The organism is Streptomyces sp. NPDC044984, from assembly GCF_040646935.1.
Classification (GTDB): Bacteria; Actinomycetota; Actinomycetes; order Streptomycetales; family Streptomycetaceae; genus Streptomyces.
Window position 1 is genome coordinate 74452 of sequence record NZ_JBEZBE010000002.1, and the last position, 15016, is coordinate 89467.

Below are 15016 nucleotides of genomic sequence, written 5' to 3' on the forward strand. Positions count from 1 at the left end.
CTCTCGATCTGTTAACGTCCCCGGAACTTTCTGGTGCGCGCTCGCAACGATCGGCCGTGCCGTCCGTTCGACTCCGTTTCGACTCTGCGAGGTGCCCCGTGCCCGCGTTCGACCTGTCCCCGGCTGAACTGGAGCGCCACCGCCCGGACATCGAGGAGCCCGCCGACTTCGACGCCTTCTGGGAGCGCACGCTGGAGGAGGCGTCGGCCGAGGGGGATCCACTGGTCTCGGTCCGGCCGGTGGAGAACGGGCTGCGGCTCACCGAGACCTGGGACGTGACGTTCCGCGGCTTCGCGGGCGACCCGGTGCGCGCCTGGTTCAGCCTCCCCGCGGGAATGGCCGAACCCCTTCCGGCGGTGGTGGAGTTCGCGGGGTACGGGCGCGGACGCGGGCTGCCGCACGAACGGCTGACCTGGGTGAACGCCGGGTACGCGCATCTGCTGATGGACAACCGCGGCCAGGGCGACCAGTACGGCTGCGGCGGCGACACCCCCGACCCGCACGCCGTGGCGCCGGGCGGCCCCGGCCCGGCGGTCCGCGGTCTGCTCGACCCGGGGGACTACCACTACCGCCGGCTGATCACGGACGCGGTGCGCGCGGTGGCCGCCGTGCGCGCGCTGCCGGGGGTCGACGCCGGCCGCGTCGCGGCCGTGGGCAACAGCCAGGGCGGCGGACTCGCGCTGGCCGTGGCGGGCCTCGTACCGGACCTGGCGGCGCTCCTGGTCACCGCCCCGCTGCTGTGCGGCATCCACCGCGCCCTGGACCTCACCGACGTGCCCCCGTACGGCGAGATCACCGCCTACCTCGCGGTCCACCGGGGCGCCGAGGAGGCCGCCCGCCGCACCCTCTCCTACGTCGAGGGCGTCTCCTTCGCCCGGCGCGCGCACGCGCCGGCCCACTTCGGGGTCGGGCTGCGCGACACGGTCTGTCCGCCGAGCGGGGCGTACGCGGCGTTCAACCGGTACGCGGAGCGCACGGGCGGGGACCCGGCCAAGGTGCTCCACGCCTATCCCTTCAACGGGCACGAGGGCGGGGACGCGGTGCATGTGCGGCGCCAACTGGATTGGCTCAGAGTCCTGTTGGACGGCTGAAGGGGCGCGTGGGCGGCACCGATGACGACCGGACGCGCCATCGGGGCCGCCCACGGGGGCGCTCAGCCGACCCGGCAGGGCAGGGCCGTCGTACCGTCACCGCCCGGGCCGGAGACCACATAGCCGAACGTCGTGCTCTCCCCCGGATCGAGGGAGCCGTTGTAGCCGGCGTTGTGGACCATCACGTCCTGGCCGTCGTAGGTGGCGTCGCCGCCCCACAGACTGTCCACGCTCTGGCCGTCCGGGAGGGTCCAGTCGACCATCCAGCCGAGCATCGGCACGTCGCCGGTGTTGGTGACGGTCACCTCGGACTGGTGGCCGCCGCTCCAGCTGCCCGTGGTGCCGCGGGTGGCGGTGCACTCCCCCGGGACGGGGTCGGGGTCGGTCGGGTCGCCGGGGTCCTTGACGCCGGTCACCTCGCCGTCGCCGCCGTCGAAGACGACGTCGGAGCAGGAGTAGAAGGTCTCCTGGCTGTCCGAGCGCTGCCACACCATGTAGACGACGTGGCGGCCGGACTTGTCCGCCGGGAGCTGTCCGCTCCAGCGGTAGTCGGCCTCGACGCTGCCCGGGGACCCGTTGAGCGGCGGGTGGTCGACGGTGAGGAAGGGCTGCTCCTCCATGCCGGCCCAGGTGAGGGGCCGGGTCGGGTCGAAGCCGTCCTTGGTGATGTACACGTGGAACCAACCGGGGTGGGCGGCCCAGGCGTTGTAGGAGAAGTCGACGGTCGCGCCGGCGGTGAGATGGGTGAGCGGCCAGTCGGCGCCGGGGGTGTCGAAGCCGGTGAAGTTGGTGTTCCCGCCGCTGCACAGCTCCCCGTCGGGCACGAAGCCCCGGGTGCGTCCGGCACCGTCGGAACGCAGGACGGAGAACCAGTTGTAGAAGGGGGTGGTGCCGCTGACCCGCGCGGCGGCCTTGCAGGCCGGGTTGACCGGCTTGATCTCGCCGGTGTCGGTCAACGCGTCCTGCCGGCACAGGAAGGTGCGGCTGCCGGGCTTCATGGGGGTGCCGTGGGCTTCGGCCTCACCGCCCGCCGTCACGACCAGGCCGACGGCCGGGACGGTGGCGAGCAGGGAGACCAGGACGAGGAAGAGGGCTCGGGTGCGGGTGGAGAGCGCTGATCGGGAAGCCGCCCCACCCTCCGGTTTTGTTGTGATCATGACATACCTGTCCGCGACTGTGGAGGTGACGGATCGACGGATCACGCAGGGGTGCAGGGAGGGGGCGAGGCGGGAGGGTCCCGGCGGCGGGTTCCGGTCCACCGGAGAATGGGAGCGCTCCCACCTCGTCCGTGAGGGGAAGGTAGCGTGGAGCGACCCGCTTGTAAACGCTTGCAGCCGAAGCCCGGTGAAGCTTCGGCGTACAGCGGCGGCAACGGCAGGGGCCGTACCCCCGTCACCGGGGATACGGCCCTCGACCGCCCTGCCGTACCGCTTACTTGCGGATCAGGCTGCGCAGCACGTACTGCAGGATGCCGCCGTTGCGGTAGTAGTCGGCCTCACCGGGGGTGTCGATGCGGACGACCGCGTCGAACTCGACGCCGGTGTCGGTGGTGACCTTCACCGTGCGCGGGGTGGTGCCCTCGTTCAGCTCGGTGACGCCGGCAACGGAGAAGGTCTCCTCGCCGGTCAGGCCGAGGGACTCGGCGGTGTGGCCCTCGGGGAACTGCAGCGGCAGGACGCCCATGCCGATGAGGTTCGAGCGGTGGATGCGCTCGTAGGACTCGGCGATGACGGCCTTGACGCCGAGCAGCGCGGTGCCCTTGGCGGCCCAGTCGCGGGACGAGCCGGAGCCGTACTCCTTGCCGGCCAGGACGACGAGCGGGACGCCCTGCTCGATGTAGTTGCGGGAGGCGTCGTAGATGAACGACACCGGACCGCCGTCCTGGGTGAAGTCGCGGGTGTAGCCGCCCTCGGTGCCCGGCGCGATCTGGTTGCGCAGGCGGATGTTGGCGAACGTACCGCGGATCATGACCTCGTGGTTGCCGCGGCGCGAGCCGTAGCTGTTGAAGTCGCGGCGCTCGATGCCGTGCTCCGTGAGGTACTTGCCGGCCGGGGTGTCGGCCTTGATGGCGCCGGCCGGGGAGATGTGGTCGGTGGTGACCGAGTCGCCCAGCTTGGCCAGCACGCGGGCGCCGGTGATGTCCTCGACCGGGGCCGGCTCCATGCCCATGCCCTCGAAGTACGGGGGCTTGCGCACGTAGGTGGACTCGGCGTCCCACTCGAAGGTGTCGCCGGTGGGGATGGGCAGCGCCTGCCACTGGGCGTCACCGGCGAAGACGTCCGCGTAGGACTTGGAGAACATGTCCTCGCCGATGGCGTTGGCGACGACGTCGTTGACCTCGGCCTCGGAGGGCCAGATGTCCTTCAGGAAGACCGGGTTGTTGTCCTGGTCGTACCCGAGGGCCTCGCGGGTGATGTCCACCTTCATGGAACCGGCGATCGCGTAGGCGACGACCAGCGGCGGGGACGCCAGGTAGTTCATCTTGACGTCGGGGTTGATCCGGCCCTCGAAGTTGCGGTTGCCGGAGAGCACCGAGGTGACGGCGAGGTCGTGCTCGTTGACCGCCTGGGAGACCTCCTCCGGCAGCGGGCCGGAGTTGCCGATGCAGGTGGTGCAGCCGTAGCCGACGAGGTTGAAGCCGACCTTGTCGAGGTACGGGGTGAGGCCCGCCTTCTCGAAGTAGTCGGTGACGACCTTGGAGCCCGGGGCGAGGGTGGTCTTGACCCACGGCTTGCGGGTCAGGCCCTTCTCCACCGCCTTCTTGGCCACCAGCGCGGCGGCGACCATGACGTACGGGTTGGAGGTGTTGGTGCAGGAGGTGATGGCCGCGACCGTCACCGCACCGTGGTCGAGCTCGTAGGTCGTGCCGTCGGCGGCGGTGACGACCACCGGGTTCGACGGGACGGCGGCACCGGTTCCGTCGGCGTGCTGCGGGGCGCCGGCGCCGTTCTCCTGACTGCCGTAGGCCGGGGCGTCGGAGGCCGGGAAGGACTCGTCGCTCGCCTCGTCGACCGGGGAGGCCGCGGTGCCGGACTGCTGCGCGGCGGGGACCTCGACGTAGTTGAGGATGTCCTTCGCGAACTGCTGGGCGGCCTCGGCCAGGACGATGCGGTCCTGCGGGCGCTTCGGGCCGGCGATGGACGGGACGACCGTGGAGAGGTCCAGCTCGAGCTTCTCGGAGAAGTCCGGCTCGGCCTGCGGGTCCAGCCAGAGGCCCTGCTCCTTGGCGTACGCCTCGACGAGGGCGACCTGCTGGTCGCTGCGGCCGGTCAGGCGCATGTAGTTCAGGGTCTCGTCGTCGATCGGGAAGATCGCGGCGGTGGAGCCGAACTCCGGCGACATGTTGCCGATGGTGGCGCGGTTGGCGAGGCTCGTGGCCGCCACGCCCTCGCCGTAGAACTCGACGAACTTGCCGACGACGCCGTGCTTGCGCAGCATCTCGGTGATGGTGAGCACCAGGTCGGTGGCGGTGGTGCCGGGCTTGAGCTCGCCGGTCAGCTTGAAGCCGACGACGCGCGGGATCAGCATGGAGACCGGCTGGCCGAGCATGGCGGCCTCGGCCTCGATGCCGCCGACGCCCCAGCCGAGCACGCCGAGGCCGTTGACCATGGTGGTGTGCGAGTCGGTGCCGACGAGCGTGTCCGGGTAGGCCTTGCCGTCGCGGACCATCACCACACGGGCCAGGTGCTCGATGTTCACCTGGTGGACGATGCCGGTGCCGGGCGGGACGACCTTGAAGTCGTCGAAGGCGGTCTGGCCCCAGCGCAGGAACTGGTAACGCTCGCGGTTGCGGCCGTACTCCAGGTCGACGTTCTGCTTGAAGGCGTCGTTGGTGCCGAACTTGTCGGCGATGACGGAGTGGTCGATGACCATCTCGGCCGGGGAGAGCGGGTTGATCTTGTTCGGGTCGCCGCCGAGCTCCTTGACGGCCTCCCGCATGGTGGCGAGGTCCACGACACAGGGCACGCCGGTGAAGTCCTGCATGATCACGCGGGCCGGCGTGAACTGGATCTCCTGCGACGGCTGGGCCTGGGAGTCCCAGCCGCCCAGGGCGCGGATGTGGTCGGCGGTGATGTTCGCGCCGTCCTCGGTGCGGAGCAGGTTCTCCAGCAGCACCTTCAGGCTGTAGGGAAGGCGCGCGGAGCCCTCGACCTTGTCCAGCCGGAAGATCTCGTACGACTCGTCGCCCACCTGCAGCGTGCTGCGGGCGTCGAAGCTGTTCGCCGACACGACAGTCTCCTTCTTTGATGTGCGCGTACCACCGCATCCTGCCGCCACGCCGCCCTGGCCTATCCGCTAAGGTAAGGCTAAGTTAGGTAGCCCTTACCAGGGTGGCGGCTGCGGTGCGCCTCGGCAGATATCTCGATGTCGAGATAACTCTAGTACACGAGGGCGAAATGGTCATGCCCGGACCCGGCACGCCGCACCTCACCCCCCGCCACCACACCGCCACCGCATGCCATCAGTGCGCCCGGACGGGGTAACCGATCGGGGACGGAGTCGGTTCCGGACGGGAAGGGACACAGGAATGCCACTCACGTTTCGCAAGAGCTTTCGGATCCTTCCGGGGGTGCGGCTGAACATCAACAAGCGGTCGTGGTCCATCACCACCGGCGGCAAGAACGGCCCCCGGCACACCCGGAGCAGTACGGGACGTCGTACGACATCGATGGATTTGCCCGGACCTTTCGGCTGGCGCCGGACTCGCCAGACCCGTCGCACCAGGTGACACTGACGTCGCGTCACCCGAATGGACACCCCAAGAGGCGCCATCTCATATCTGAGATAACCTCATCCTCATGTCAGACGACTACCTCGTACGCATCGGCAAGCTCATCCGTGACGCCCGGCAGCACCGCGGGTGGACGCAGACGCAGCTCGCCGAGGCGCTCAACACCAGCCAGAGCGCCGTCAATCGGATCGAGCGCGGCAACCAGAACATCAGTCTTGAGATGATCGCCCGGATCGGCGAGGCCCTGGACAGTGAGATCGTCTCCCTGGGCTACGCCGGTCCGATGCATCTGCGCGTGGTGGGCGGCCGCCGCCTCTCCGGCGCCATCGACGTGAAGACGAGCAAGAACGCGTGCGTGGCACTGCTGTGCGCCTCGCTGCTCAACAAGGGCCGCACCGTGCTGCGCCGCGTCGCCCGCATCGAGGAGGTCTACCGCCTCCTGGAGGTGCTGAACTCCATCGGCGTGCGCACCCGCTGGATCAACGACGGAGTCGACCTGGAGATCGTGCCGCCGGCCGAGCTGGACCTCCCGGCCATCGACGCGGACGCCGCCCGCCGCACCCGCTCCATCATCATGTTCCTCGGCCCGCTGCTGCACCGCCTGGACCGCTTCATGCTGCCGTACGCCGGCGGCTGCGACCTCGGCACGCGCACCGTCGAGCCGCACATGATCGCGCTGCGCCGGTTCGGCCTGGACGTCGCCGCGACCGAGGGCCAATACCACGCGGTGGTCGACCGTTCCGTCGCTCCCGACCGCCCGATCGTGCTGACCGAGCGCGGGGACACGGTCACCGAGAACGCGCTGCTGGCCGCCGCGCGCCACGACGGCGCCACCGTCATCCGCAACGCGTCCTCCAACTACATGGTCCAGGACCTGTGCTTCTTCCTGGAGGCGCTGGGCGTCAAGGTCGACGGCATCGGCACCACCACGCTCACCGTGCACGGCGTGCCCACCATCGACGTCGACGTGGACTACTCCCCCTCCGAGGACCCGGTCGAGGCGATGAGCCTGGTGGCCGCGGCCGTGGTGACGGAGTCGGAACTGACGGTCCGCCGGGTCCCCATCGAGTTCCTGGAGATCGAGCTGGCGGTCCTGGAGGAGATGGGCCTCGACCACGACCGCACGCCGGAGTACTTCGCCGACAACGGCCGCACCCGGCTGGTGGACCTCACCGTCCGCCCCTCCAAGCTGGAGGCGCCGATCGACAAGATCCACCCGATGCCGTTCCCGGGCCTCAACATCGACAACGTCCCGTTCTTCGCGGCGATCGCGGCGACGGCCCAGGGCAAGACCCTCATCCACGACTGGGTCTACGACAACCGCGCCATCTACCTGACCGACCTCAACCGCCTCGGCGGCCGCCTGCAGTTGCTCGACCCGCACCGCGTCCTGGTCGAGGGCCCGACCCGCTGGCGCGCCGCGGAGATGATGTGCCCGCCGGCGCTGCGCCCGGCCGTGGTGGTCCTGCTGGCGATGATGGCGGCGGAGGGCACGTCGGTCCTGCGCAACGTGTATGTCATCAACCGCGGTTACGAGGACCTGGCGGAGCGGCTGAACTCGATCGGGGCGCAGATCGAGATCTTCCGGGACATCTGAAGGTTCTCAGAACAAACAGCGTGAACCACCTCCTGACCTGCGCACACGCAAGGCAGGAGGGAACTCGCAGGCGCCTCTGGGACTTGTCTGGGACGTCCAGTCGGACGTGGGGTCCTTGAACGGCAGGAACTTCACGTGATCCGTCCTGTGGAGGAGGTCCGCCATCCACGGCGGCGGATCACGGCTTACGCCTCGGGCTCGTCGGCCGCCTGTCTGCCGATGAGCCCGTTCGTCTCGTGCGGCGAGACTTCCTTCAGCCAGTTGCGGACGCACGGAACGGCAGACGGATGAAGCCGCTGACTGCTCCGCCAGGTCTGCGGACCGCCCGCCCCACCGGTCGCAGGTGTGGCAATCGGCTGGCCAGGGTCCATAGGGCGATCTCTCCCGCCAGCCGAGCCAATGAGATCTCAAGTCTCATGGCACCGTCCGCTGTGAGGTGACTGGGCCGGGAACTCCGTGCGAGGTCGAAGCGGGCAGGGTAGGGGAATTGGTGGCCATCGCGGTGGGCCGCAGCGAGTACAACCAGAACGCCGCTGCGAGGTGGCAGGGGGTGACCTTCCACCTCGACCTGCTCGGAGGCGATACGTAGGACGAACTGGCGTGGAGGATCGAAGCGCAAGGTTTCTTCGACCGCCTTGGCCGCGAGGTTCGGTGCTGCTCTGAGCGTCTGCCATTGGTCAGGGCGGGCCGCCAGCGCGGCCACCGCGTTACCGATCAGACAGACCGCGGTGTCCAGACCGGAGGCGACCAGAGTCCTGCAGACTGCGGCGGTCCCTTCCAGACTCGACTTGTCGGAGTCAATACCCGACCGCCCCAGACTCGTCATTGGCGTCTCCTGACGATCACGCCGTTGCACGTGATCGATCAGCCTGGTCAGGTCGTTCCCTCTCTCGTTTCCGCTACGGGGAGCGGTGAGTCGACTGATCAGGTCGCCTCCAGGGCTCTGTCGCCGCTCACGTTCCAATCGGATGACCAGGGCTGCCAGGTCCTCGTGCGCGTCCTTGACCGCTTCCGCCTGGGCTGCTGAGGGCGTCCCGTGGACGTATCTGCCGATGACATCGCACATGTCGGCGAAGCGTGCTGAATCGGCTGACGGAATACCGAGCACTTCACTGAGGCAGGCAACGACAAGTGGAAAGGCGAAGTCGTCCACGAGGTCTATGGAGTCGGCTTCAGCGTGCCGGCGAAGCAGGTCGTGAGCGACGGTGTCGATCCGTGTGGCGGCCTGGTGCAGCGCCGGGTGCAGCAGCGGTTCGGCGATGGCGTACGCCTCGTCGGATCGCTTCGCCGATGAGCGGCGTCCCTCAGTGCGAGCCGGCGCCGAGCACGCGAGCGCGCACGTGTCCGCGGGGCGGGTGAGTGATTCGCAGGTCGAGAAACGTGGATCCTGAAGGACTTGGTGACAGCCGTCGTACGAGAGGACGGCGAACAGCCCCGTGCGGCTGCGGTGGACTGGTCCCTGAACACGCATCTGCTCGTACAACGCACAGGCGTCACCCCGGAAGCCCGGCGCGATGAGCTTGGCCACAGGGTCACCGGTGCGGGCCAGGAACTTCGTCCTCATGCTGCGCGGGCCGAGGATGCCGGCGCAAGGCGGCTCGATGTCGTTGGGGTGGTGGTTCATGGTCTTCCCCTCAGCAAGCGACTTTGGGCTGGGCGCTGGTCACGGCTGATATCCGCGGGCGTCCGGAGCTCTGGGGTCGTCGTGCACTCGTCGTTGATGCGAGTTCTGTCAGGTTGGCGGCAGGGCCTGAGCGACACGTTCCGCAGGTGCAGTGGTGGGTGTGAGCAGGTCGGTGACGACGCGGCTCTCGTTCCGACTCGCAACTCATGAGTCAACGGCATTCCAAGTGAGACGTAAATGTATCAGGCGAAACGTAAACGACTCATCGTGTACTCCTTTCTGAGCGAAGCCCCGTTCCTCTAGCGCTGGGCTTGCAGGCGTCGGCGGTGGAGCCATTTCGGTAGTCCAGGGGCCTCCAGGAAGCCCTCCGCGCGGGCCGATGCCAGTCCTATGCGAGGCAGGTCTGCGCTCTTCTCGAAGAGCAGGAAGCGCGGTTCCCAGATCGGGCGGTACTTCGCGTTGGCGCGATAGAGGGACTCGATCTGCCACCAGCGGGAGAAGAAGCTCAGCAGCGATCGCCACATGCGCAGTACCGGTCCGGCGCCGAGCCGTGCTCCGCGCTCGAACACCGAGCGGAACATCGCGAAGTTCAGGGACACTTGGGTGGTGTCGATCTCGCCGGCCCGGCGCAGCAGCTCGATGACCATGTACTCCATCAGGCCGTTGTCGGAGTCGCGGTCGCGGCGCATCAGGTCGAGGGAGAGCCCGTGAGGGCCCCATGGCACGAAGGACAGCAGGGCGCGCAGTGTGCCGTCGACGTCGTAGCATTCGACCATCACGCAGCGCCCGTCCTCCGGGTCCCCGAGCCGGCCCAGGGCCATGCTGAATCCACGCTCGGTCGCGCCGTCGCGCCAGTCGTCGGCACGCTCGACAAGACGCGCCATCTCATCGGCGGTGACGTCCTCGTGGCGCCGGATGCGGACGGTGTACCCGGCTCGCCGCACCCGGTTGTGGGCCTGTCTCACGGTGCGCATGGCGCGGCCCTCCAAGGTGAAGTCGGCGACGTCGACGATGGCCTCGTCGCCGAGTTCGAGTGCGTCCAGGCCGTGCCGGGCGTACACGGTGCCTGCTTCCTCGCTCGCGCCCATGACGGCCGGCACCCAGCCGTGTGCGCGTGCCTCGGCGAGCCATGGGGTGATGGCGCCCGGCCAGGCTTCCGGGTCACCGATCGGATCCCCGGACGCCAGGGACACGCCGCCCACCACGCGGTAGGCGACTGCGGCCTTCCCGGTCGGGGACCACACCGTGCTCTTGTCCCGGCGCAGTGAGAAATAGCCGAGGGAGTCGCGCTCTCCGTGCAGCTCCAGCAGTGCCCGCAGCTGTTTGTCGTCGTTCTCGGTGAGCGGGTCGACGGCGCGGCGGGCGCGGAACGCGGCGTAGGCGACGGTGAAGACGAGCGCGGTTCCCAGCATGTTGATGGTGACGTTGGCCCAGTGCGGGACGGTGATTCCAGGGAAGCGTGACTTGTCCACCGTGACGGTGATCAGCTGCCAGGTACCGTAGCGCCAGCGCTCTGTGGTGGTGGGATGGCCCGCCTGGGACGTCTGGTTGGTGGCGGTCACCAGGAACCAGGCGAGCAGTGAAGCCGTGGCCAGACCGCCGACGGCCACCACGGCGGCGAGCTTGGGGTTGGAGCGGTCGCCCTTGGCGTAGAACTCTCGCCGTCCTGCCAACAGCGCGACGACGAACGCGGCAGTGAGAAAAAGCGAGACCCAGTTCTGCGGGTGCCGCCGCCACTGCGGGAAGGTCATGGCGAAGCAGACGAGCGCCAGGAAGAGCCCGCTGAGCGCCAGGTTGAGGATCCATGCCGCGCGTTTACGGCGCCGCATCGTCACCGCGAGGAAGGCCGTGACCACGCCGGAGGCGAATCCGGCGGTCAGCAGGTACGGCGTGAACAGATCCTGTTGGTTGTGCCGCCGCAAGTCCTGGCCGAGGGAGACCCATATGGCGCTGAGGAAGTTGACGAACGCAACAACCCGTAGGTACCAGACGGCGTAGGAGGCGGCCCGCTGCGACAGCGGGGACTCTCGGCCTGCGGTGGTCTGGAGTTTGGCGGGACGGTTGCTCATCGTCTCTTCCGTGTCGTGTCGTCAGAGGGCAGGGCATGGGACAAGGGCGCTGGTGGGACTTGTCGCGGTCGGCGGGTCGGGCGCGATGCGAGGTCGACCGACGGGCGAGTCGCTGCCACTGCGCGAAAGAGCCGTGGGCAGTGCTTCTCGACCAGGACGAGGTTCCAGCCCGTCCACTTCGTTCCCTGCGTCGGAGCCACCGGTAATGCGGGCCCGAGCACCAGGGCCCGCACTACCGGTACAGCTTCTGTCTGCGGCGGCAGATGCTGCGTCCGCTGTTCGATCCGCTTGTCAGTGCTGGACGGGTTCGTTCGTCAGCTTCTGGCCGCGCAGCAGGAACCAGGCGACGGCAGAGGCCAGAAGTAGCAGGACTGCGCCGACGCCGGCGGCGAGTGCCACACCGTCGACGAAGGACTCGCGTGCCGCCTGCAGCAGCGCTGCGGCCGCGTCGGCGGGCATGTGCACGGCGGCCACGACGGCTCCGGCCAGCGATTCGTGTGCCGCCTCCGGGGTTCCGGCCGGTCCGGTGAAGTCCTGGTAGATGTTGGTGACCACGGACCCCAGCAGGGCGATGCCCAGAGCGGTGCCCAGCTCGTAGGCCGTCTCCGAGACCGCCGAGGCGGCGCCGGCCTGTTCCTTGGGGACGGCGGTGAGGATGATGTCCGAGGTGATCGTGAACGACAGGCCGGCGCCGAACCCGACAAGCAGCAGGGTGGTTCCGATCAGGGGGTAGTCGGTGGTCTGGGTGATCGTGGTCAGTGCGGCCAGGGACAGGCCGATGACGGCCAGGCCGCTGGAGACGACCGCACGCACCGAGAAGCGTCGCGCCGCGGCGCCGGCGACCAGACCGGCCACGACCGCGCCCGCGGCGGCCGGCAGTTCGGCGATGCCCGCTTCGATGGGCCGCCGGTCCTGGACCAGTTGGAGGTACTGGGAGAGGAAGAACAGCAGACCGGAGAGTCCGAGAATGGTCAGTACGTTCGCCAGGACGGCGCCGCTGAAGCCGCGGTTGCGGAACAGCCGGACGTCCACCAGCGGGACGGGCAGGGCACGCTGACGCCGGACGAACCCGTAGAGAGCGGCTGCACCGAGCACGCCTGCCGCGAGAGTGAGCCAGGCGAACCCTTCGGAGGCGGCCTCCTTGATGGCGTACACGACGCCGATCATGCCGACCAGCGACAGGAAGACGCTCGGCAGATCCCACGGGCCCGGGGAGGGGTTGCGGGATTCCGGCAGCATCTTGACACCGACGATGACCAGCAACGCCATCACGGGCAGGTTGATCAGGAAGACCGATCCCCACCAGAAGTGCTCCAGCAGCACGCCACCGACGATCGGACCGACCGCCATGCCCGCCGAGGCGGCGGCGCTCCAGATGCCGATGGCGAGACTGCGCTCACGCGGGTCGTGGAAGAGGTTGCGGATCAACGCGAGCGTGGACGGCATCAGCGTGGCGCCGGCGACACCGAGCAGCGCCCGGGCGACGATCATCATCTCGGGGGTCTGCGCGTAGGCGTTCAGGACGGAGACCAGCCCGAACGCGGTCGCTCCGATCAACAGCAGGCGCTTGCGGCCGATGCGGTCTCCCAGGCTGCCCATGGAGATGAGCAGGCCGGCGATCACGAACGAGTAGGCGTCGCCGATCCACAGCAGCTGGGTGCCCGAGGGCTGCAGGTCTTCGCTGAGGTAGGGCGTGGCCAGGCCGAGGACGGTGGCGTCCACCGCGACGAGGAGCACGGCCAGGACCAGGACGCCCAGGGCGATCCAGCGGCCCGGAGCCCGTTGTGTGCTGCCCTGCTCGGCCGTACTCAGGGGATGGGTCATGATGCGTCCCTTCGCATCGTGCCGCCGAGCAGCAGCTCGGCGATCATGTGGGTGAAGTCGTTGCGGGCCACCCGGCCCTCGATGACGGCCCAGCCGCCGGCGGCCAGCAGGCCGTAGAGGGCCTCGGTGAGCCACACCGCACTCAGGTCGATGCGGAACTCGCCATCGGCCTGACCGCGCCGGAACAGGGCGGTGAGCCGCTCATCGATACGGGACCAGCCCGCGTGCTGCCCCTCGCCCTCGAAGAGCTGGTTCTCGGAGTAGAGGAAGGCGAGCAGGCTCGTGCAGGGCTCGAGGGCACGGACCAGGCGGCGCACCGCGTCTTCTGCCGTGCCCTCCTCCAGGCGGGCCGAGTCCAGCGCTGCCTCGCACTCGGCGATGCCGAGATCCTCCAGGGCGCGTACCAGGGCGTCGCGTCCGGGGAAGTGACGGTTCAGCGTCGCCCTGCTGATCCCGGCGGCCCGGGCGACCTCTTCGGTGGTCGCCGTTGCCTTGCGCGTCAGCAGATCGGCAGCGGCACGCAGCACTTGATCACGATCGAAGCTCATGAGTCAACAGTAACCCACATGAGACATTGTTGTCTCATCAGAGACAACACCGTCTCTCGTTACGGATCGATCCCCTTGGAGGACTCCACGCCCCGCACCGCGCGACCGGGCCGGCACCGGAGGTCCGACCATCCGGGAGCAGTCACGCGCCGACACGGGGGCCGGCACGCGGCATCCACGCGCCCCCCTCTCGACGTAGCCAAGCCGCCAGGCGCGTCGCATCCGGCATTGACAGTCATCGACCTCACCATAAACTAGACTGACAAGTCAGACTAGTTTTGGTTTTGGGGTGCGTATGGATTTCGGAACTGTGGAGCCCGTCCGCCACCGACGGGCTCTCGTCGTGGGCTGCGGAATGGCCGGGTGTGCCGCGGCGTGGTGGCTGGAGCGTGAGGGATGGGAGGTCGTGCTCGTCGACAAGGAGGCCGAGCCGTACCCGAGCAGTTATCTGCTGCAGCTGGATGCTCAAGCGACGCGGGTACTGCGGCTCATGGGCGGCCAGCAGATCATCGATGAGGTGACCTTCGCGGCGCCGGCGATGTCGGTGCGGTGGGGCACGCGCAAGGTCCGCGAGCTCAAGATCGACGGCGACGCCGAATGGCGCCTCGCTCGCCGTTCGGTGCTGCTGTCGCGGCTCTTCGCACACCTGCCCGCCGCAGTCGAGAAGAGACTGGGAGTCGGGCTCGAAGCACTGGAGCACCGTAGCGACGACGTCCTGGCCCGGTTCAGTGACGGTTCGGCGGAGTCGTTCGACGTGGTCGTCGGGGCGGACGGGCTGCACTCGACGGTGCGCCGGCTGACGCTGGCATCCGAAGTGCACAGCGTGTACCGCAACGGCCTGACACACGTATGGATCAACGCCGACGTGCCGCTGCCCGACGGGCGTGCGGTGATCGCCTCCCGTGAGGGGATGCTGTCGATGATCTGGCCGTTCCTGGACACCGACCAGACATCGGTCATGGCGGTTGTTCCCGTGCCGGGCTCGACCGTGCCGGACGAGCCGATGCTGGTCGAGCGGGTCTGTGACATGGTCGAACGCCTGGGCCCGGACATGCGCGCTGTCGCGGCGGCAGCACGGAAGTCCGAGGACACCAAACTGACCCGGTTCTCCCAGGTGCGGCTGCCGCGCTGGTACACCCGCCGGGTCGTGCTCCTCGGCGACTCCGCGCACTGCATCGACCCGGTGTCCGGCATGGGCGCGCACGCGTCGCTGCCGGGCGCGAAGGCGCTGGCCGAGTCCCTACGGGACACCGATGACGTCACTCTCGCGTTCGCGCGGTTCGAGGCCGAGGTCCGGCCCTTCGCCAAAGCGGCGCAGAGCATCACCGCGCGGGCCGTGGAGTTCAGCACCAGGGCTGAGGGACGCAGCCGCGTGGCCACCCTCGCCGGAGGGATCGGCGACCTGGTGTCCGCCGTCCCGGCGACACTGACGAGGCGCAGCATCCGCAGGCAGGCCGCCCTCCGGGCCCGAGCCCTCCCGCCCCTGGCAGGCCACCAGCCGTCGTGAGGTCGCGTTGCTGCCGGGCACACT

The 15016-nt window shown here is 68.9% G+C and carries 10 protein-coding genes; 4 read left to right on the forward strand and 6 right to left on the reverse strand.

Features of this window, described 5'->3' with window-relative positions:
- The first annotated feature begins 98 nt into the window (after positions 1-98).
- A complete protein-coding gene (locus tag AB0A94_RS02685) occupies positions 99-1091 on the forward strand; it encodes an acetylxylan esterase (protein ID WP_361737734.1) in 993 nt (330 codons plus the stop codon).
- 62 nt (positions 1092-1153) lie between these two features.
- Here the strand turns inward: AB0A94_RS02685 and AB0A94_RS02690 are convergent, their stop codons facing one another.
- Together AB0A94_RS02690 and AB0A94_RS02695 are read right to left on the reverse strand one after the other, a co-directional pair.
- Positions 1154-2248 carry a lytic polysaccharide monooxygenase gene (locus AB0A94_RS02690; protein WP_361737737.1) on the reverse strand — a complete coding sequence of 365 codons (1095 nt, stop codon included), beginning with the start codon at positions 2246-2248 and terminating at the stop codon, positions 1154-1156.
- A gap of 274 nt (positions 2249-2522) precedes the next feature.
- Entirely contained in the window at positions 2523-5321 is a 2799-nt protein-coding gene (locus AB0A94_RS02695) for an aconitate hydratase (RefSeq protein WP_361737740.1), read from the reverse strand.
- 298 nt (positions 5322-5619) lie between these two features.
- Here AB0A94_RS02695 and AB0A94_RS02700 point away from each other — a divergent pair, with 298 nt between their 5' ends.
- On the forward strand, positions 5620-5820 hold the full coding sequence (locus AB0A94_RS02700; protein ID WP_361737743.1) for a DUF4236 domain-containing protein: 201 nt from the start codon (positions 5620-5622) through the stop codon (positions 5818-5820).
- Between the two features lie 70 nt (positions 5821-5890).
- Positions 5891-7420 carry a UDP-N-acetylglucosamine 1-carboxyvinyltransferase gene (locus AB0A94_RS02705; protein ID WP_217129211.1) on the forward strand — a complete coding sequence of 510 codons (1530 nt, stop codon included), beginning with the start codon at positions 5891-5893 and terminating at the stop codon, positions 7418-7420.
- A 253-nt stretch (positions 7421-7673) separates the two neighbouring features.
- Here the strand turns inward: AB0A94_RS02705 and AB0A94_RS02710 are convergent, their stop codons facing one another.
- The 4 genes from AB0A94_RS02710 to AB0A94_RS02725 form a co-directional block, all read right to left on the reverse strand.
- Positions 7674-9044: a cytochrome P450 gene (locus tag AB0A94_RS02710; protein WP_361737747.1), complete on the reverse strand. Its 1371-nt coding sequence runs from the start codon at positions 9042-9044 to the stop codon at positions 7674-7676.
- Positions 9045-9343: 299 nt separating this feature from the next.
- On the reverse strand, positions 9344-11113 hold the full coding sequence (locus AB0A94_RS02715) for a phosphatidylglycerol lysyltransferase domain-containing protein (protein WP_361737750.1): 1770 nt from the start codon (positions 11111-11113) through the stop codon (positions 9344-9346).
- A gap of 291 nt (positions 11114-11404) precedes the next feature.
- A complete protein-coding gene (locus AB0A94_RS02720) occupies positions 11405-12937 on the reverse strand; it encodes an MFS transporter (RefSeq protein ID WP_361737753.1) in 1533 nt (510 codons plus the stop codon).
- Complete coding sequence (locus tag AB0A94_RS02725; RefSeq protein ID WP_361737756.1) at positions 12934-13485, reverse strand: helix-turn-helix domain-containing protein; 552 nt, start codon at positions 13483-13485, stop codon at positions 12934-12936. Before AB0A94_RS02725 ends, AB0A94_RS02720 begins: the two co-directional genes overlap by 4 nt.
- Positions 13486-13780: 295 nt before the next feature.
- Here AB0A94_RS02725 and AB0A94_RS02730 point away from each other — a divergent pair, with 295 nt between their 5' ends.
- The gene (locus tag AB0A94_RS02730; protein WP_361737759.1) at positions 13781-14992 is read left to right on the forward strand and encodes an NAD(P)/FAD-dependent oxidoreductase; all 1212 of its coding nucleotides are present in this window, start codon (positions 13781-13783) and stop codon (positions 14990-14992) included.
- The last annotated feature ends 24 nt before the right edge of the window (positions 14993-15016 follow it).